Origin of the sequence: Sphingomonas sp. Leaf17, assembly GCF_001421505.1 — a bacterium.
Taxonomy (GTDB): Bacteria; Pseudomonadota; Alphaproteobacteria; order Sphingomonadales; family Sphingomonadaceae; genus Sphingomonas.
This window is the reverse complement of record NZ_LMKL01000001.1, coordinates 681,352-697,746: the sequence shown is the minus strand read 5'-3', so window position 1 is coordinate 697,746 and position 16,395 is coordinate 681,352. Positions and strand designations below refer to the sequence as shown.

24 protein-coding genes are annotated in these 16,395 nt (G+C 68.0%); 10 read left to right on the top strand and 14 right to left on the bottom strand.

Annotated elements, in window-relative coordinates:
- The first annotated feature begins 1 nt into the window (after position 1).
- From ASE75_RS03220 to gmk, 3 genes are all read left to right on the top strand, one after another.
- Positions 2 to 232 (top strand): hypothetical protein, encoded by a 231-nt coding sequence (locus tag ASE75_RS03220; RefSeq protein WP_443025283.1) that lies wholly within the window; start codon positions 2 to 4, stop codon positions 230 to 232.
- A gap of 1 nt (position 233) precedes the next feature.
- On the top strand, positions 234 to 428 hold the full coding sequence (locus ASE75_RS03215) for a hypothetical protein (protein WP_055928575.1): 195 nt from the start codon (positions 234 to 236) through the stop codon (positions 426 to 428).
- A gap of 138 nt (positions 429 to 566) precedes the next feature.
- The gene (gmk, locus tag ASE75_RS03210) at positions 567 to 1,217 is read left to right on the top strand and encodes a guanylate kinase (RefSeq protein WP_055928572.1); all 651 of its coding nucleotides are present in this window, start codon (positions 567 to 569) and stop codon (positions 1,215 to 1,217) included.
- A 3-nt stretch (positions 1,218 to 1,220) separates the two neighbouring features.
- Here the strand turns inward: gmk and ASE75_RS03205 are convergent, their stop codons facing one another.
- From ASE75_RS03205 to ASE75_RS03170, 8 genes are all read right to left on the bottom strand, one after another.
- Complete coding sequence (locus ASE75_RS03205; RefSeq protein WP_055928569.1) at positions 1,221 to 1,913, bottom strand: ATP12 family chaperone protein; 693 nt, start codon at positions 1,911 to 1,913, stop codon at positions 1,221 to 1,223.
- Entirely contained in the window at positions 1,910 to 2,122 is a 213-nt protein-coding gene (locus tag ASE75_RS03200) for a hypothetical protein (protein ID WP_055928567.1), read from the bottom strand. Before ASE75_RS03200 ends, ASE75_RS03205 begins: the two co-directional genes overlap by 4 nt.
- A complete protein-coding gene (locus ASE75_RS03195) occupies positions 2,119 to 2,811 on the bottom strand; it encodes an HAD-IA family hydrolase (protein ID WP_055928564.1) in 693 nt (230 codons plus the stop codon). Before ASE75_RS03195 ends, ASE75_RS03200 begins: the two co-directional genes overlap by 4 nt.
- Positions 2,812 to 2,953: 142 nt before the next feature.
- Entirely contained in the window at positions 2,954 to 3,502 is a 549-nt protein-coding gene (locus ASE75_RS03190) for a pseudouridine synthase (RefSeq protein ID WP_055928561.1), read from the bottom strand.
- A 5-nt stretch (positions 3,503 to 3,507) separates the two neighbouring features.
- Positions 3,508 to 4,104: an FMN-binding negative transcriptional regulator gene (locus ASE75_RS03185; RefSeq protein ID WP_055928558.1), complete on the bottom strand. Its 597-nt coding sequence runs from the start codon at positions 4,102 to 4,104 to the stop codon at positions 3,508 to 3,510.
- A complete protein-coding gene (locus tag ASE75_RS03180) occupies positions 4,105 to 5,202 on the bottom strand; it encodes an RluA family pseudouridine synthase (protein ID WP_055928556.1) in 1,098 nt (365 codons plus the stop codon).
- A complete protein-coding gene (gene crcB, locus ASE75_RS03175) occupies positions 5,199 to 5,585 on the bottom strand; it encodes a fluoride efflux transporter CrcB (protein WP_055928553.1) in 387 nt (128 codons plus the stop codon). The genes ASE75_RS03180 and crcB overlap by 4 nt, the downstream gene beginning before the upstream one ends.
- 47 nt (positions 5,586 to 5,632) lie before the next feature.
- Complete coding sequence (locus tag ASE75_RS03170) at positions 5,633 to 6,361, bottom strand: hypothetical protein (RefSeq protein ID WP_055928550.1); 729 nt, start codon at positions 6,359 to 6,361, stop codon at positions 5,633 to 5,635.
- A 198-nt stretch (positions 6,362 to 6,559) separates the two neighbouring features.
- Between ASE75_RS03170 and ASE75_RS03165 the strand changes: the two genes are divergently transcribed.
- On the top strand, positions 6,560 to 6,781 hold the full coding sequence (locus ASE75_RS03165) for a hypothetical protein (RefSeq protein WP_055928547.1): 222 nt from the start codon (positions 6,560 to 6,562) through the stop codon (positions 6,779 to 6,781).
- 56 nt (positions 6,782 to 6,837) lie between these two features.
- Here the strand turns inward: ASE75_RS03165 and ASE75_RS03160 are convergent, their stop codons facing one another.
- The 3 genes from ASE75_RS03160 to ASE75_RS03150 form a co-directional block, all read right to left on the bottom strand.
- Positions 6,838 to 7,425, bottom strand: a complete 588-nt coding sequence (locus tag ASE75_RS03160; protein WP_055929405.1) for a hypothetical protein — start codon at positions 7,423 to 7,425, stop codon at positions 6,838 to 6,840.
- Between the two features lie 107 nt (positions 7,426 to 7,532).
- Positions 7,533 to 7,958, bottom strand: coding sequence for an OsmC family protein (locus ASE75_RS03155; RefSeq protein WP_055928544.1), 426 nt, complete (start codon positions 7,956 to 7,958; stop codon positions 7,533 to 7,535).
- Positions 7,959 to 8,086: 128 nt separating this feature from the next.
- Entirely contained in the window at positions 8,087 to 8,401 is a 315-nt protein-coding gene (locus ASE75_RS03150; protein WP_082463759.1) for a glycine zipper 2TM domain-containing protein, read from the bottom strand.
- Between the two features lie 145 nt (positions 8,402 to 8,546).
- Between ASE75_RS03150 and ASE75_RS03145 the strand changes: the two genes are divergently transcribed.
- On the top strand, positions 8,547 to 9,176 hold the full coding sequence (locus ASE75_RS03145; protein ID WP_055928541.1) for a trimeric intracellular cation channel family protein: 630 nt from the start codon (positions 8,547 to 8,549) through the stop codon (positions 9,174 to 9,176).
- Between the two features lie 13 nt (positions 9,177 to 9,189).
- Here the strand turns inward: ASE75_RS03145 and ASE75_RS03140 are convergent, their stop codons facing one another.
- Positions 9,190 to 11,664, bottom strand: a complete 2,475-nt coding sequence (locus ASE75_RS03140) for a circularly permuted type 2 ATP-grasp protein (RefSeq protein ID WP_055929399.1) — start codon at positions 11,662 to 11,664, stop codon at positions 9,190 to 9,192.
- Between the two features lie 148 nt (positions 11,665 to 11,812).
- On the opposite strand from ASE75_RS03140, the gene pdxH reads away from it, so the two are divergent.
- Genes pdxH through ASE75_RS03125 form a run of 3 tightly spaced genes read left to right on the top strand, consistent with a single transcriptional unit; the run spans position 11,813 to position 14,135 of the window.
- Positions 11,813 to 12,397 carry a pyridoxamine 5'-phosphate oxidase gene (pdxH, locus tag ASE75_RS03135; RefSeq protein ID WP_055928537.1) on the top strand — a complete coding sequence of 195 codons (585 nt, stop codon included), beginning with the start codon at positions 11,813 to 11,815 and terminating at the stop codon, positions 12,395 to 12,397.
- Positions 12,394 to 13,341 carry a cation diffusion facilitator family transporter gene (locus ASE75_RS03130; protein WP_055928534.1) on the top strand — a complete coding sequence of 316 codons (948 nt, stop codon included), beginning with the start codon at positions 12,394 to 12,396 and terminating at the stop codon, positions 13,339 to 13,341. Before pdxH ends, ASE75_RS03130 begins: the two co-directional genes overlap by 4 nt.
- The gene (locus ASE75_RS03125) at positions 13,338 to 14,135 is read left to right on the top strand and encodes a PhzF family phenazine biosynthesis protein (protein WP_055928531.1); all 798 of its coding nucleotides are present in this window, start codon (positions 13,338 to 13,340) and stop codon (positions 14,133 to 14,135) included. The genes ASE75_RS03130 and ASE75_RS03125 overlap by 4 nt, the downstream gene beginning before the upstream one ends.
- Here ASE75_RS03125 and ASE75_RS03120 read toward each other — a convergent pair.
- Together ASE75_RS03120 and mnmA are read right to left on the bottom strand one after the other, a co-directional pair.
- Positions 14,132 to 14,401 carry a UvrB/UvrC motif-containing protein gene (locus ASE75_RS03120; RefSeq protein WP_055928527.1) on the bottom strand — a complete coding sequence of 90 codons (270 nt, stop codon included), beginning with the start codon at positions 14,399 to 14,401 and terminating at the stop codon, positions 14,132 to 14,134. The two genes, ASE75_RS03125 and ASE75_RS03120, sit on opposite strands and share 4 nt — an antisense overlap.
- A gap of 35 nt (positions 14,402 to 14,436) precedes the next feature.
- On the bottom strand, positions 14,437 to 15,573 hold the full coding sequence (gene mnmA, locus ASE75_RS03115) for a tRNA 2-thiouridine(34) synthase MnmA (protein WP_443025288.1): 1,137 nt from the start codon (positions 15,571 to 15,573) through the stop codon (positions 14,437 to 14,439).
- 135 nt (positions 15,574 to 15,708) lie between these two features.
- Between mnmA and ASE75_RS03110 the strand changes: the two genes are divergently transcribed.
- Positions 15,709 to 15,936: a hypothetical protein gene (locus ASE75_RS03110; protein ID WP_055928524.1), complete on the top strand. Its 228-nt coding sequence runs from the start codon at positions 15,709 to 15,711 to the stop codon at positions 15,934 to 15,936.
- Positions 15,937 to 16,038: 102 nt separating this feature from the next.
- Positions 16,039 to 16,338, top strand: a complete 300-nt coding sequence (gene sciP, locus ASE75_RS03105) for a CtrA inhibitor SciP (RefSeq protein ID WP_055928522.1) — start codon at positions 16,039 to 16,041, stop codon at positions 16,336 to 16,338.
- Positions 16,339 to 16,395: the final 57 nt, after the last annotated feature.

Genomic DNA, 16,395 nt, shown 5'->3' with positions numbered 1-16,395 from the left:
ATTGGCGACAAGGACAGGCTCCATGCTCAGTGCAATTCTTGGTGCGGCGCTCGGCACCGCGATCGACGGTGCGGACGGCGACGATTCGACGGTCGACGGGGCCATCACCGGCGCGATCGCCGGCACCGTCGTCGGCTGGCTGATGCCGGTGGCGCTCACCTATGCGACGGGCTGGCTGGTTCTGCACGGCATCGGCAAGGCCAAGGACAAAATTTTCGGGAAGGGAAAGTAACATGATCAAGAACATCATCGGCATGCTGGTCGGTCGCGAAATGGGCCGTCGTCAGGGTGGCAACGGTACCAAGGGTGCCATTCTGGGCACGATCGCCATGAGCGGTATGCGTCGCATGGGTCCGCTGGGCATGGCGCTGGGTGGTGCCTATGTCGCCAAGAAGGCCTATGACCGCAAGCGCGGTCGGGGCATCTGACCGACCCGGTCTGACCCGATTGACATGACGCCGCCGGAGTGATCCGGCGGCGTTCCGCGTTGTGCGACGCTGGTTGTGGCCATTCGCAATGCAGCATTTGCCGTTGACGGCAGGCCCCTCGCGCCGTCATTGGCTCCCATGCTCGAAAACGCTCTCTCGGACCGCCACGACCTGAAGCGCCGCGGCGTACTGTTCGTCCTGTCCTCGCCGTCGGGCGCGGGCAAATCTACCATCGCGCGCAAGCTGCTGGCCGACGAGCCAGAACTGGGCGTCTCGGTGTCGGCGACGACGCGGCCGATGCGACCGGGCGAGGTCGATGGCAAGGATTATCATTTCGTCGATCTGGAGGAGTTCCGCCGGATGGCGGCGGACCATGAGTTCCTGGAATGGGCGCATGTGTTCGACAACCGCTACGGCACGCCGCACGCGCCGGTCGATGCGATGCTCGACGCCGGGCAGGACGTGCTATTCGACATCGACTGGCAGGGCGCGCAGCAGCTTCACCAGATCGCCGGCGGCGACGTCGTCCGCGTATTCATCCTGCCGCCGTCGATGCCCGAACTGCGCGATCGCCTCGTCAAGCGCGCGACCGATTCGGTCGAGGTTATCGACGCGCGCATGGCCCGCGCCGCGAACGAGGTCAGCCACTGGGACGGCTATGACTATGTGCTGGTCAACGACGACGTCGAACGTTGCTTCCGTGACGTGAAGACCATCCTGAACGCCGAGCGGCTGAAGCGGTCGCGCCAGACCGGGCTGATCGGCTTCATCCGCAAGCTGACGCGCTGAGGCTCAGGCGGGGATACCGATCGCCGCCAGGAACGCGATCGCCCCGTCATAGTCGCGCCGCTTGAGCGCCAGCGTCTGCGCGGCGAGATCGTCGACCCCCCACATCTCCGCCTGCCAGTCCTCGTCGACGTGCGCGGCCGCCCAGGCGGTATCGGCGTCGATCGCCCCCTCGGCCAGCGCCAGCGCCAGCAGCAACGATCCGGTCAGCGTCACGATTGTCGACAGGCCGGCGAGTGCAAACGCAGGTTGCGCGGCGATCGCCTCGCCCAGCCGGGCGATCGTGGCCGGTGGCTGGGGGACGTGGATGATCCCGGCGGTGACCGCGATGGCGATGTCATAGCGGCCTTGTGCCCACGCGATGACCGGATCCCATGCCGCCGCCTGCCGCGCGACCAGCGGTTCGGGCAGTTCGGCGCGGTAGCAGAGCAGGTCGCTTTCGCCGTATTGCGCCAGCCCCGCCGCGAACGTCGCCGGGTCGGGCGCGATCCAGTCGATCGCCGCATTGGACAGGCCGGTCAGTGGCATCAGGCGCGGGTCGATCGTGTCGCCGACCGCCTGCCACTCGGCGACCACGCCCGCCGTCAACGCCGGCGTCGGCAGCGACAGCGGTACACGGCCCGGGGTGCGGACCGGTCGCCCGTCGAGCGTGACCACGCCGTCCGCATCGACCGCGACGGTCGTCCAGAACCGCTTCATCGCGGGGTGCGCCAGCGATGCGCGAGCGAGCGGGGCACGACCGCTATCATCACCATCGCCGCCAGCACGATCGCGGTGCCGAGGATCTTCGTCGGCCAGTCGGGCGCCCGCGCGATCAGCACGAGGCCAAGCAGCGCGCCGGCCACGCCGGCCAGCCGCGCCGCCACCATCGTGAACCAGCGGGTCCGGGCCTTTTCGTCATCGGTCATGATTGGTCCATCACTTGGGGGCGGTCCATCAATCGGGGAAGCGCGGTTGCGTGATCGGCGACGACATCGGCCCCGGCCGCGACCAGATCGGCGACGTCGTGATAGCCCCAGGCAACACCGATCGTGCGCAGGCCCGCTGCCTTGCCCATCGCCATGTCGAAACTGGTGTCGCCGATCATCACCGAACCCAGCGGGTCGGCACCGGCTTCGGCAAGGGCGGCCAGCGCCATCGCCGGGTCGGGCTTGGACGGGTGGCGGTCGGCGGTCTGCAACGTAACGAACCGGTCGGCCAGACCGTGATGCGCGAGCAGCAGGTTCAGGCCGCGATCGGACTTGCCGGTCGCGACGCCGAGCAGCCAGCCATCGTCTGCTAGCGTTGTCAGCGCCGCCTCGACCCCGTCGAACAGGGGTTCGGGGGCGATCGTGCCGCTGGTGCGCAGCCGGGTGAAGGCCGCCTTGTAGTCGGCGGCGATCGACCGATGCAGGCCGGTATCGGCTTGCGGGATCAGTGCCGCGACGGCCTCGACCAGACTGAGACCGACGATCCGGCGGATCGCGGCGCGCGCCGGGGGAACGAGGCCGGCCCGCGTGAACGCATCCTCCATCGCGACGCAGATGTTCGCCTGACTGTCGACGAGCGTGCCGTCGCAATCGAAGATCGCGAGGCGGGGTTGGGGGCGGGTGGCCATTGGTGGCTCGTAGCGGGATATGACGGGGGAGGGAACCGCAGGGACATTTCCCCACGATCGTCATCCCGGACCGGATCGGAAATCCAGAGCCACAGGCGGCGAACCGCGTGGTTCTGGATTCCGGCGTGCGCCGGGACGACGGTCAGCCCGACGCATCCCGCCATTCACCCGGCGCAATGCCGTCGAGCGTCCAGTCGCCGATCCGCCAGCGGACCAGTCTCAGCGTGGGGTGACCGACCGCGGCGGTCATGCGGCGAACCTGCCGATTGCGCCCCTCGGTGATGGTCAGCGCGATCCAGCAGTCGGCGACGGTCTTGCGGAAGCGTACCGGCGGATCGCGCGGCCACAGTTCGGGTGCGTCGATCCGCGCGACGATCGCCGGCCGGGTCGGGCCGTCCTTCAATGCGACGCCGGTGCGCAAACGCTCCAGCGCAGGCTCGCCCGGCTCGCCCTCGACCTGCACCAGATAGGTCTTGGGCATCTTGAACCGGGGGTCGGCAATCCGCGCCTGCAGCCGGCCGTCGTCGGTCAGCAGCAGCAGGCCCTCGCTGTCGAGGTCGAGGCGGCCCGCCGGATAGACGCCGGGCACATCGACATAGGCCGACAGCGTCGGGCGCGGCGACACCGTCCCGCGATCGGTGAACTGCGGCAGCACGCCGAACGGCTTGTTGAACAGGATCAGCCGCGACATCCGCGCTATTCCGCTGTCATCGCATCGGCGAGGTCGGCATGGCCGGCGGCGCGCAGCCCGGCGATTACGCCGGCGCGGTCGACGGTCGATGTGTTCTGGCTGAGTTTCGACGTGCCGCGCACCGTTTCCACCACGATCTCGAACCCGCGAATGGCGCGGAGCATCGACTGGAAAACACCATCGTCCATCTTGCCGCGCGTCCACGGATTGGCCGGATTGACGCGCGGTTCATGGGCTGCGGCCAGCGCGTCGAGCTGGTCGATCAGTGCCGCCTCGTCGATGCTGCGGACCGTGCCGACCAGCTCGATCGCCTTGTAATTCCAGGTCGGCACCTGATTGCCCGGCGCGGCATACCAGTTGGGGCTGATGTACCCGTGGCCGTCGACAAGGCTGGCGATCACCGTCGCGCCGTCCAGATGCGCCGCGATCCGGTTGGCGCGCGCGACGTGGAATTGGGGTCGGCCGCCGATCACGCTGATCGGCGCGTGCACGACCATCGGCCCGTCCGGCGTCGGCGCGACGATATGCGCGAAGCCGATCCGGTCGATTGCTGCCAATAACGCGGCCTCGTCCGAGGCGTGAAAGGCGCGGTTCGGATGCACTTACTTCTTGTCGTCGCGCTCGCCGCGTCCGCGCCGTTCGCCGCGCCGTGCCTTGCGCACACCCTTGGCATGCGCCTTGGCCCGCGTCTTCTGCTGCGCCCTGGTTGGCGGGGTCTTTTCCTCCAGCACCAGATCGTCGCCAAGCGACTCCTCGAACCCGAGCTGCTTCAGGCTTTCCGCGAAGTGGGTCGGCAGTTCGGCGGTCACGTCGATGCCGCCGCCATCCGGATGGTCGACCTTGATGCGGCGGGCGTGGAGATGCATCTTGCGGCTGATCCCGCCGGTCAGGAACGCGGCCGCGCCGCCATACTTGCCGTCGCCGACGATCGGGTGGCCGATCGCGGCCATGTGGACGCGCAACTGGTGGGTGCGACCGGTGAAGGGTTGCAGCTCGACCCAGGCGGCGCGATTGCCGGCGCGCTCGATCACGCGGTATCGGGTACGCGCGGGTGCGCCCTCCTTCTCATCGACGTGCATCTTCTCGCCGCCGGTGCCTGGCTGCTTGGCGATCGGCAGTTCGATCATGCCGTCGTCGATCGAGGGAACGTCGACGATCAGCGCCCAGTACACCTTGCGCGCGGTGCGGCCCGAAAACGCCTTGGCGAAGAAGGCGGCGGCGCGGCTGGTGCGCGCGACCAGCAGCGCGCCCGACGTGTCCTTGTCAAGCCGGTGGACCAGCTTCGGCCGCCCCTCGTTATCATATTGCAGCGCGTCGAGCAGGCCGTCGACATGCTCGACCGTCTTGGTCCCGCCCTGCGTCGCGAGGCCGGGCGGCTTGTTCAGGACGAAGGCCTGGAAATCCTGGTGGATCACCATGTCCTGCATGAAGGCGACCTGATCGTCGGACAGCGGCGTGCGCTCACGCACCGGCTTCGGCGTGTCCTTGACCGCTTCCTCCGGGGGAACGCGCAGGATCTGACCCGCGCTGATCCGGTCGCCAGGCGTCGCGCGCGCGCCGTCGATCCGCAACTGGCCGGTGCGCGCCCATTTGGCGACCGTCGTGAAGCTGGTGTCGGGCAGATGGCGCTTGAACCAGCGGTCCAGGCGGATCCCCTCGTCGTCATAGCCGACGGTGAACTGGCGTACGGCGTCGGTCATGAAAGCGTTCCGAAAATGGCGCGGGTCAGGGTCAGCCCCGCGAAGACGGCCAGGATCGAACCGATCACCGACACAAGGATATAGCCGAGCGCGAGCGACGGCTGGCCGCGCTCGATCAGCACGACGGTGTCGAGTGCGAAGGCGGAAAAGGTGGTGAACCCGCCCAGCACGCCGACACCCAGCAGCAGCCGCCAGCTTTCGCCCGCGTTCGATCGCGCAAGGACGCCGGCGAGCACGCCCATCAGCAGCCCACCGACGAGATTGACGGCCAGCGTGCCCACAGGATAGCCGGGTCCGAACAGCGACAGCGTCGCCCGACCGGTCAGGTAGCGCGCGGCCGAACCGACCGCGCCACCCAGCATGACGAGAAGTATTGGAGGCATGGACCCGCCGTTAGCGCGAATCGCGTCAAAACGGAACCGGCCGCGTATCAGCCGCCACTGGCGATCAGCGCCACGTCGCTGCCGCCGCCTGCGCGTGGCGTGACATAGGCCGTAAAGACGGCACCGCGCCGCTGGCCGGTTACGGCGTGCAGGTCGCCATCGGCGCGGTGTGTGGGCGACCAGCCGCCGTTGCCGGCCGTCGCATGATACCAGTCCACCAGCCGGGCGACCGGCGCGCTGCTGATGAACCGGGCGACGCGCAGGCGGCATCCGCCCTCGTCGGTGCCGGCGGCCTCCGCGACATGCGCGGCGGGATACAGGGCAATGCCCGCCGGCAGGCGATTCGCCCAGTCGGCCGAATAGCGCATCCGCGCGGCACAGGCGGCGATGGCGGGGCCTTGCGTCGCGGCCAGCGCCACCGGCGTCAGCGCGCGCCTGACGGCCGCGCAGTCGGGGCAGGCGGCAGGAGACGGCGCGGACGCCACTGCCGGGTCGGCAGCCGTCGCCGCCGGGGCCGGATCGTCGGCGGGAACCGAGTCGGGGTCGGGCTGGCTTGGCGGCCGGATCGTATCGGCATTGGCGGATTGCGACAGGGTGGGGTCCGACATCAACGGTGCCTGCAGGGCGGCGGCGACGGCGGGGTCGCCGCCTGCGACGTTGGTGTCGGCCAGTTCGCGTTGCAGCGTGTCCGGCGTTTCGACCGCCGGATCGGCGCTGCCGCACCCCGCCAGCGCCAGCAGTCCGGCGAAAAGGCCGATGTGGCGAACGGTCAGCATGTCGGGCACAAGGGGCGGCACCGTGATATCTTCCGGATCATGACGCCGGTCATGCGACGCAACCTGTTGAGAAAGGGTTTGGCAGGTCCGCGATCGCGCTGCAATCCATCGCCCATGCCGACAGCCCACCAGCATGGGCGGTGGAATAATCGGCCGGGTGTCTTGCATCAGCGACACGCCTTTGCCATGTCCTGACCCATGCTGAACATCGTCTCCATCCTCATCGGCGTCCTGGCCCTGCTGCTTGGCCTGCCTGCGTTCCTTCCCTTTCTGGGGTGGGCCAACTGGTTCATCATTCCGGTTGCGGTGGTCGGGGCGGTCGTGGGTGCGTTGTCGTCGCGCAACGGCGGTCGCAATTTCAATCTGATCCTGATCGTCGTCTTCGGTCTGCGCCTGATGCTGGGTGGTGGCCTGATCTGACACGAAAAGGCCCGGCGGTTTCCCGCCGGGCCTCCTTGACGATCGTGACGCTGGTTTTAGCGGCAGATAACCTGACCACGATCAATCGACTGGCCGAGCAATGCGCCACCGCCGGCACCGATGACCGAGCCAAGCAGGCGCGAACCGCCACCGGCAATGATGTTGCCCAACGCGCCGCCAGCCAGTCCGCCGACGATCAGACCGGTGGTGCCGTCGTTGCGGCGGCAGTAATAACGACCGTTTCCGCCGCGGTAGATCCGGTCGTTGCGACCCAGACGGCGGGGCTGGTAATAGCGGCCATCGCGATAGTAACGCTCGGCGAGATAGGTCCGCTGACCATTTTCGAACCGGTTATAGTCGTAGTTGCGGAATCCCCGCCAATCGCGGTTGTTCTGGCGGATGTTGCGGCCATCCTCACGACGCTCCTGCCGGGCCTCGCGCAACTCTTCGCGGTAGTCCTTGCGTGCGTCGCGAACGTCGCGACGCGAGTTGGCGTCGCGAACATCCCGGCGATAATCCTGCCGCGCGTCGCGCACCTCGTTGCGATATTCGCGATTGGCCTCGCGCTGGGTCGACTGGGCCGCAACGGGCAGGGCCGCGAAGGCGGTCGCAGCCAGGGCTGCGGATAGAATGGCAATGCGCATCGAAATCATCCTCATCTGAAACGTGAAAGCTAAACGGTCGATGAGGTCGGCGGTTGCGTGAATGCAAAACTACGTTTCGTTCACGCAACCGCAAGCAACGCCGTGGATCAGTTGAGCGTGTGGCTCAGCGTGATGTCTGCGTTGAGTACCTTGGATATGGGGCAGTTCGCCTTGGCATCGGCGGCGATCGCGGCGAACTCTTCTTCGTCGATGTCGTCGACTTTGGCGACCAGCGTCAGGTCCGACTTGGTGATCTTAAAGCCGTCGCCATCCTTTTCGAGCGTGACCTTGGCGGTCGTTTCCAGCGAACCGGCCTCATGGCCCTTGCCGGCCAGCGCGAAGCTGAGCGCCATCGTGAAGCAGCTGGCGTGGGCCGCGGCGATCAGCTCTTCGGGGTTGGTGCCCGGCTCGTTCTCGAACCGCGTGTTGAAGCCGTAGGGGTTGTCGGACAGTACGCCCGACTGGGTGGAGACATGGCCCTTGCCGGTTTTGCCAAGGCCATCGTAGCGCGCCGAAGCGGAACGGGTCGTCATGGTATTTCTCCTGAAATGGGGTCGGGAAACGGGTGCCGGGCGACGAGAACCGGATGCGTCGGTCGTTGAACGAAAAAAGGGGCGCCGCGATGCATCGCGACGCCCCTTTTTCATTCACCGATGCAGAATTAGCGGCAGCGGCGGTTACGATCGCTCGTGCTGCGCTCGACTTCACGGCCAGCCAGCGCGCCGAGCGCTGCACCGCCCAGCGTGCCGATCGTGCGGTCGCCGCGCGTGTCGACGGTACGACCCAGCAGGGCACCACCGACGCCGCCGACGATCGCGCCGGTCGTGCCGTTGTTGCGCTTGCAGCGGACCCGGCCGCGATTGGCGCGGTAGTCGTAGTTGCGGCGGGTCTGCGCGCCGGCTTCCGACACGGGGACGATCATCATCGTCGGTACGACCATCGCGGCACAGCCAAAGGCCAACATCAGATTACGCATGGTAGATTACTCCCTCTTGAATTCGATACCCTAACGGAACGTGTCGGTATGGCAGGGGTTGCATGAACCCAAAACAACGGCCTGTTCAGCTTTGGCGCGGGACTGGCGCTTTGCAACGGCGTCCATGCCGTCTAGGGCGCGGTCGATGCTTACCCCCGTCGCGATATTGCCGGTTGCCGCGCCCTGGCTCGATCTGGTCGGCCTGTCGGTGTTCGCGGCGTCCGGGGCGCTGGCCGCCGCGAAACGCGGGCAGACGATGGTGACGCTCACCTTCTTTGCGCTGGTGACCGGCGTCGGCGGGGGAACGGTGCGCGACCTGCTGATCGACGCGCCGGTGTTTTGGGTCCACGATGCCCGTGCGGCGGCCGTATGCCTTGGCGTGGCGATCGTCATCTGGATCACGCCGGTGCGCTGGTGGCGCGATGCCGCGCTCGACTGGTTCGACGCGGTCGGGCTGGCCGCCTATGCCGTCTATGGCGCGGGCAAGGCGCTGAAATACGGCGTGCCGCCGATCCCCGCAGCCGTCATGGGCGTGGTGACGGCGTGTGTCGGGGGCATCATCCGCGACGTGCTGGCGGGCGAGCCGTCGATCCTGATGCGGCCCGAACTCTATGTCACGGCCGCCGCGCTGGCGTCCGCGCTGCATGTGGCGATGGTGACGATGGGGGTGCCGCCGGCGATGTCGGCGGCCGTCGCGACGCTGGCGGGCTTTACCTTGCGCGGCGCGGCGATCCACTGGCATCTGGGCCTGCCGGCGTATCGCGGGCTGCGCTAGGCCAGCATCGGCGTCAGGCCAGAGTCAGGCCGACCGCGCGCAAGGGTTCGGCCCCTTGCAGGAAATAGCGGCGGGCGATCGCCTCGGACAGCGTGCCGAGCCGGCGTTCGAGATCGCCAAGGACGTCGGCGTTCAGGCTGGCGGCGGTCGTCGTCGACACGATCGCGTGGATTTTCGTCGCCTCGGCCTGTTGCGGTTCGTCCATGCCGTCGTCGGACAGGACCGGCAGGTGCTTCAGATGCTCGACGATACAGGCGGTCTGGAAGGCGATGGCGCGCGGGTTGCCGGGGTCGAGCGCGACGAGGTCGACCACCGGCACGCGGGCGATGCCGGTCAGGTAGCGCTGGCGATAGCTGATCTGGCTGTCGGCCAGGTCGAGCAGCGTCGACAGATCGTCCGCGCTCGCGCCGCTCATCCCGAACAGGCGGGTGGCGCGGACCATCGCCGTCGCCCGCTCCAGCCGCCGCCCGAGGTCGTGGAAGCGCCACGACGCGGTCCGGCCCATATGTTCGGCCGACAGCCCGGCGATCGCGGCATAGCGACGCTGGAGCGATCCGGCGCGATCGAGCATGCCCCGGTGGGTCGGGAAGGGCGCGTCGAGCAGGCGGACCATGTCGGCCGACAGGCGGTCGCGCGATCCGTCGCCGATGCTGCGGGCGTGGGCGTTGATCGCCGCAACCGAATGCCAGTCGGGGGCCTCCATCGCGGTGCGCGCGAAATCCTTCAGGTCGGCGCGGCCCAGCGACGGCGGATGCGCCGCCGCGCCGCCACCCGCGATCAGCCCGACCAGCCGACCCACGGTGGCCGGGGCGAGCGCCGCGCCGCCGCCCGCGTCGATCGAATTGCCGAGCATCACGCGGATCGCCGCCAGCAACGCCTCGCCGCGTTCCAGATAGCGACCCAGCCAGAAGAAATTGTCGGCCACGCGGCTGGGCAGGGTGCCCGGGTTGCGACGGATGTGCAGCGATTCGCTGTCGGGCAGCAGCGTGACCGGGGGAACGACGTCAGGCCCGTGGACGACGACGTCTGCCGACCAGATGCCCTCGCCCATGACGGCAGCGCGCGCGTCGGGATGCTCGCCGATCCGCGCGAAGCCGCCGGGCATGACGGTCCACCGGCCGTCCGCGCCACGCGCCGCGAAGACCCGGAGTGTGAAGGGGCGGGCGACCAGCGCGTCATCGACGACGACCGGCATCGTCGACAGGCGGACGATTTCCTGCCCTACATAATCCTGTGGCCGGCGTACCAGATCGGCCAGCAGCGCGGTCCGCGCCTCGCCGGTGATGTCCGCGCCGGCGACCATGCCCGCGCCGGGCAAGCCAAGCGGCGTCGCACCAAAGGCCGGGCCGATCATCAGCGCGCCCAGATCCTCGACCACCGTCGCGCGCGCCGCATCCTGTCCGCACCACCAGGTCGCGATGTTGGGCAGGTGAAGGCTCTGACCCAGCAATCGGGTCGCCAGCGCGGGCAGGAAGGCGGCGAAGGCGGGCGATTCCAGCACCGCCGCGCCGGGCGCGTTCGACAGGACGACATTGCCGGCGGCATAGGCGTCGATCAGGCCGGGGACGCCGATCTCCGAATGGCTGTCGAACGCCAGCGGATCGAGCATCCGGGGGTCGACCCGCCGCCACAGCGCGTCGATCCGCTTCAGCCCGCCGATCGTGCGGACATAGACCATGTCCTCCAGCGCGGCGAGATCGGCCCCCTCGACCAGCAGCATGCCGAGATAGCGTGCCAGATGCGCCTGCTCCGGGTAGCTCGGGTTGAACCGGCCGGGGGTGAGCAGGCCGAGGCGCGGGTCGGTCCGCTTGCACATGGCGGCCAGCCCCTCGCGGAACGCCGCGAAGAAGGGGGCGTGGCGCTGGACGTTCAGCCGGTCCTGCAACCCGCCCAGGGTCCGGCTGACGGCTAGCCGGTTTTCCAGCGCATAGCCGGCCCCGGTCGGGCTGCGCAGGTGGTCGGCCAGTACCCGCCATTCGCCGGTGGGGCCGCGCCCCAGATCGACGGCGATGCATTGCAGATGATGGCCGCCCGGCGGCTCCAGCCCGACCATCGGCCGCAGGAAGAATGGGCTGCCCGTCACCAAGGCGGCCGGAATCAGCCCGCGCTCGACCAGCCGGCCGGGACCGTAGAGGTCGGTGACGATGGTTTCCATCAGGTCGGCGCGCTGGACGATGCCACGCGCGATGTCGGCCCATTCGCCCGATTCGATCAGCAGCGGCACCGGCGATACCGGCCATGGCCGCTCGTCCGCCTCGCCGATGATGCGAAAGCCGGTGCCGATATCGGCGGCATGGCGCTGCACCCGCGCGCGGGCATGGCCGAGATCGTCGGAGGCGACGGCGGCCAGTTCCTCGAACATCGCCGCCCACGCGGCGGGATCGCCATCGCACAGCACGTCGCCGGCGCGCGTGGTCGCACGATACTCGTCGATCAGCCGGCGGGCATAGGCGGTGGGGTCCGGCAATGGGGCATGGGTGGTCGCCATCGTCAGCGCTGGATCCCGGTCATGCTTCATCCCCATTCTGTTCGACGATAACGCTGTACCGGTCCGCAGCCGGGTGCAACCTATAAAACCCGGGTCCGCGGACGGCGGGGCGGTTTCGCGGGCTGGCGGTTTTCGCTACAGGACGCGCATGTCCGATGATCCCTTTGCCCTGTTCGATGACTGGTACGCCGAGGCGCGCGCCAGCGAGATCAACGATTCCAACGCGGTGGCGCTGGCCACCGCCAGCGCGGACGGGCAACCGTCGGTGCGGATGGTGCTGTTGAAGGGCCATGATCGCCGTGGCTTCGTATTCTACACCAATCGGCAAAGCCGCAAGGCGGGCGACCTGGCCGAGAATGCGAAGGCCGGCCTGCTGTTCCACTGGAAATCGCTGCGTCGCCAGATCCGTATCGAGGGCACGGTATCCTGGGCCAGCGATGCGGAGTCGGATGCCTATTTCGCCTCGCGCGGGCGCGATTCGCAACTGGGGGCCTGGGCGTCCGACCAGTCGCGCGCCCTCGACACGCGCGAAACCTTTGTCGACCGGTTCGAGGCGATGAAGGCGCGGTTCGCGGGCGGCGACGTGCCGCGCCCGCCGCACTGGGGCGGATATCGGGTCTCGGCCGAGCGGATCGAGTTCTGGCGGGACGGCGCGCACCGCCTGCACGAACGGCGGCTGTTCCTGCCCGATTCTGAGACCGGCGGCTGGACCGAAGGATTGCTGTACCCGTGACGCAGGAGGAACGCCGCCGGATCATCCCGCTTGCGACGCGTGCCGCGCTTGCCAGCGTGGCGATGGCGTGTTTCCTGCTGGCGCTGAAAAGCTTTGCCGCATGGCACACCGGGTCGGTCGCGATGCTGGGGTCGCTGGCCGACACCGCGCTTGACCTGCTGGCATCGCTGGTGACGCTGTACGGCGTGCGGCTGGCGGCGACGCCGGCGGACAGCGACCACCGTTTCGGCCACGGCAAGGCAGAGGCGCTGGCCGCGCTGTTCCAGGTGATGCTGATTACCGCATCGGCGCTGGGCATCGCCTGGCGCGCGGTGATGGCGTTTGGCGACCATGCACCGACGCAGGATGCGGATTTCGGTATCGGCGTGTCGGTGATCGCGATCCTGGCGACCGTCGTCCTGCTCGCCTATCAGCGGCGGATCATCCAGCAGACCGGGTCGGTCGCGATCCGCGCGGACAATGTCCATTACCAGTCCGACGTGCTCCTCAACGGATCGGTGATCGTCGCACTGATCGTCGACCAGTATCTCGGTTTCGCCAAGGCGGACCCGCTGTTCGGCATCGCCATCGCGCTGTGGCTGGCGTGGGGCGCGTTCCAGGCGTCGAGCCAGGCGATCGACATGCTCATGGACAAGGAGTGGCCCGAGGAGGAACGGCAACGCTTTCTGGAGGTCGCGGCCCAACATCAGGAGCTGCGCGGCATCCACGACTTCCGCACGCGTCGTTCCGGCAGCCACGATTTCGCGCAGTTCCACATGTATGTCGCCGCCGACATGTCCGTGTATGACGCGCACAATGTGATGGACGAGGTCGAGGCCAAGATCCGCGTGGAGTTTCCCAAGGCGGAGATCCTGATTCATCTCGACCCCGAGGGGCATGTCGATACCGACAACCCGCTGGTCGAGGCCGATGTCACCCCCCACTGGTTTGGAAAACGCCTGTGAGAATCCCGTTCGCGCAGATCGACGCCTTCACCGACACGCCGTTTGCCGGCAATCCGGCGGCGGTGATGCCGTTGTCGACGTGGCTGGATGATGCGACCCTGCAAAAAATCGCGGCCGAGAACAACCTGAGCGAAACCGCGTTCATCGTGCCCGACACGAGCGGTGAGGCGGACTTCGCGCTGCGCTGGTTCACGTCGGGGGACGAGGTTGCGCTGTGCGGCCATGCGACCCTGGCCAGCGGGCATTTCGTGCTGTCGTCGGACACCGCGCGCCAGTCGGTGCGGTTCTCGACCCGACAGGCCGGTGTTCTGGAGGTGGCGCGCGATGGCCTGGGCTACACGCTTGCCCTGCCGGCGTGGGAGCCTTCGCCGGAGCCGATGCCGGGGATCGTCGCGGCCCTCGGGCTGGACGGCGCGGTTGAAACGCTGTGGCATGACAAGGGCTATGCGCTTGTCATCGTGGAGGACGAGGCCGTCGTGCGCGGCCTGATGCCCGACCAGCGCGCGCTGGCGGCAGAGGGACGACTGGTCGCGGTCGTCGCGGCGCGCGGGACGACCGCCGACATCGTCTCCCGGGTCTTTACCCCGGCCTATGCGATCGACGAGGATCCGGTGACCGGGTCCGCGCATGCGGTCATGGTGCCGTATTGGGCAAGGATACTCGGTCGCGACCGTTTCAGTGCCTATCAGGCCAGCGCGCGTGGCGGCCATGTCGCTTGCCGGCTGGACGGCGACCGGGTCATCCTTGGCGGAGCCTGCGTGACGGTGATCGAGGGCGTTTTCCTGCTGGGTTAACCGCCGCGTCTGCGGCCACGGCCGCGGGTCATCGGGTCGGGTTTCTTCGGCGGTGTCCAGCCCGGAGGAGGGGTCATCCGCTGCTGGCTGGTGCCAAGACCCATCGCGCCGGGTTGCTGACGGGTCAGACCGGCGGTGTCGGCCGGGACCGCATCGTCCCCGGCCCCGGTCAGCAGGCTGATCTGGTCGCGCAAGCCTTTCGCCGTTTCGAAATCGAGCGCGGCGGCGGCGGCCTCCATGCGGCGGCGCAAAGTTTCGATATCCATGACCGTCAAACGCGCGGGGGTGCGTTTCGGTCGCTTCAGGCGTCGACCAGCGCCGCCTCCGTCTCGGCGATCCAGCCGCCGCCCAGAACGCGTTCGCCGGCATAGAGCACTGCCGCCTGGCCGGGTGCCACGCCATATTCGTCCGCGTCGAACACCAGGCGGTCGCCGTCCAGCCGGGCCGGTACCGGCTTCGCCATTGACCGGACCTTGGCGGTCAGCGGTCCGGTGAAATCGCCACCCAGCCAGTTGATCGCCTCCAGCCGCGCCGCGGTCACCGCCAGCGCCCGGCGCGGTCCGACGACGACCCGCTTCGTCTCCGGTTCTAGCCGCACGACGTAATAGGGTTCGGGCGCGCCGCCGATTTCCAGCCCGCGCCGCTGGCCGACGGTAAAGTGGATCAGCCCGCGATGCTGGCCGAGCACCCGCCCGGCAAGGTCGACGATGTCGCCGGCGGTGTCGGCATCGGGGCGCAACTTCTTCACCAGCCCGGCATAATCGCCGTCCGGCACGAAACAGATATCCTGACTGTCGGGCTTCAGCGCGACGCTCAAGCCCAGCTCGGCGGCGATCTCGCGAACGCGCGGCTTGGGCAGGCCCCCCAGCGGAAAGCGCAGATAGTCGAGCTGGTCCTGCGTCGTCGCGAACAGGAAATAGCTCTGGTCGCGCGCCGGGTCGGCACCGCGGTGCAGTTCGGCCCCATGCGCGCCCCCGTTCGCATTTGGGACCCGGCGGACATAATGGCCGGTCGCCAAGCAATCCGCGCCAAGATCGCGCGCCAGCTTCAGCAGGTCGGTGAACTTTGGTCCCATGTTGCACTGGACGCAGGGGATCGGCGTGCGGCCGGCGAGATATTCATCGGCGAACCGGTCGACGACCTGTTCGCGAAAGCTGGTCTCGTGGTCGAAGACGTAATGCGCGATGCCCAGCCGGTCGCATACCGCGCGCGCGTCGCGGATGTCGCGGCCAGCGCAGCAACTGCCCGCGCGGCCGACCGCCTCGCCGTGATCGTAGAGCTGCAGGGTGACGCCGATCGTCTCCGCGCCTGTCGCGACGGCCAGCGCGGCGACGACCGAACTGTCGACGCCGCCGGACATCGCCACGACGATGCGTTTGCCCGTCATGTCGGCCCCAAGCTGGAATTCGCCGTTCGCCGGCATCATCACGTCATCCATCATCGTCACCAGAGAGGCGTGCGTTCGCACCCTGCATTTATTTACAATTATTCACGAGACATTGCGTCCGGCTTTACCCGACTTTCATCCCCTGCGGCCTACACCATCCACAGCGAAGGCACGAGGACCTATGCATTGGATCTGAGTTTTACCCGTTTCGATCGTGTTGCCGAAGTCACGGTGCTGCCCGCCGATCTCGCCGTCCTGATGGTCGGGGTGGCGGCGCGGCAGGCGGCGAGCCGGACGGCGACGATCGAGGCGGCGTTTACCCGGACCCTGGTGGACCCCCGGCTGTTCGCGCCACTGGATGGTGCGTTCAACGGGGCGATGGCGTCGGCATTAGTGCGGTGGAAGGAGCAATGAAGGCGATGTTTACCTAGCCGTTTATGTCGGCGTTCAAGACCCGCCGGTATGAGTGTTCAAGTCAATGAGAGGGGGCCCCCCGCCCCGATCGAGGTTTAGCGTATGATCGAGAATCAGAAAATCCGTCCCGCCAAGGTGATCGGGCCATTGGGAGAGCCGCTGACGCTCGATACCCTGCCGCCGCCCAGCACCACGCGCTGGGTCGTGCGTCGCAAGGCCGAGGTCGTCGCGGCCGTCAATGGCGGGCTGCTGTCGGTGGACGAGGTGTGTGCGCGGTACAATCTGACGGTCGAGGAGTTCGCCAGCTGGCAGCGCGCGATCGACCGGTCGGGCATGCCCGGTTTGCGCGTAACCCGCATCCAGCATTACCGGTCGCTGTACGAACGCCAGCAACGATACTGATATTTGTTAGGAACGAGGCCGGAACAATGTTCGGGCCTCGAGAGTCTTCGTCACATA

Bases quoted from the DNA above. Each gene is read 5' to 3' on its own strand.
- ASE75_RS03215 (WP_055928575.1), top strand. From the start codon at position 234: ATGATCAAGAACATCATCGGCATGCTGGTCGGTCGCGAAATGGGCCGT.
- gmk (WP_055928572.1), top strand. From the start codon at position 567: ATGCTCGAAAACGCTCTCTCGGACCGCCACGACCTGAAGCGCCGCGGC.
- ASE75_RS03205 (WP_055928569.1), bottom strand. From the start codon at position 1,913: ATGAAGCGGTTCTGGACGACCGTCGCGGTCGATGCGGACGGCGTGGTC.
- ASE75_RS03200 (WP_055928567.1), bottom strand. From the start codon at position 2,122: ATGACCGATGACGAAAAGGCCCGGACCCGCTGGTTCACGATGGTGGCG.
- ASE75_RS03195 (WP_055928564.1), bottom strand. From the start codon at position 2,811: ATGGCCACCCGCCCCCAACCCCGCCTCGCGATCTTCGATTGCGACGGC.
- ASE75_RS03190 (WP_055928561.1), bottom strand. From the start codon at position 3,502: ATGTCGCGGCTGATCCTGTTCAACAAGCCGTTCGGCGTGCTGCCGCAG.
- ASE75_RS03180 (WP_055928556.1), bottom strand. From the start codon at position 5,202: ATGACCGACGCCGTACGCCAGTTCACCGTCGGCTATGACGACGAGGGG.
- crcB (WP_055928553.1), bottom strand. From the start codon at position 5,585: ATGCCTCCAATACTTCTCGTCATGCTGGGTGGCGCGGTCGGTTCGGCC.
- ASE75_RS03170 (WP_055928550.1), bottom strand. From the start codon at position 6,361: ATGCTGACCGTTCGCCACATCGGCCTTTTCGCCGGACTGCTGGCGCTG.
- ASE75_RS03165 (WP_055928547.1), top strand. From the start codon at position 6,560: ATGCTGAACATCGTCTCCATCCTCATCGGCGTCCTGGCCCTGCTGCTT.
- ASE75_RS03160 (WP_055929405.1), bottom strand. From the start codon at position 7,425: ATGCGCATTGCCATTCTATCCGCAGCCCTGGCTGCGACCGCCTTCGCG.
- ASE75_RS03155 (WP_055928544.1), bottom strand. From the start codon at position 7,958: ATGACGACCCGTTCCGCTTCGGCGCGCTACGATGGCCTTGGCAAAACC.
- ASE75_RS03150 (WP_082463759.1), bottom strand. From the start codon at position 8,401: ATGCGTAATCTGATGTTGGCCTTTGGCTGTGCCGCGATGGTCGTACCG.
- ASE75_RS03145 (WP_055928541.1), top strand. From the start codon at position 8,547: ATGCTTACCCCCGTCGCGATATTGCCGGTTGCCGCGCCCTGGCTCGAT.
- ASE75_RS03140 (WP_055929399.1), bottom strand. From the start codon at position 11,664: ATGGCGACCACCCATGCCCCATTGCCGGACCCCACCGCCTATGCCCGC.
- pdxH (WP_055928537.1), top strand. From the start codon at position 11,813: ATGTCCGATGATCCCTTTGCCCTGTTCGATGACTGGTACGCCGAGGCG.
- ASE75_RS03120 (WP_055928527.1), bottom strand. From the start codon at position 14,401: ATGGATATCGAAACTTTGCGCCGCCGCATGGAGGCCGCCGCCGCCGCG.
- mnmA (WP_443025288.1), bottom strand. From the start codon at position 15,573: ATGGATGACGTGATGATGCCGGCGAACGGCGAATTCCAGCTTGGGGCC.
- sciP (WP_055928522.1), top strand. From the start codon at position 16,039: ATGATCGAGAATCAGAAAATCCGTCCCGCCAAGGTGATCGGGCCATTG.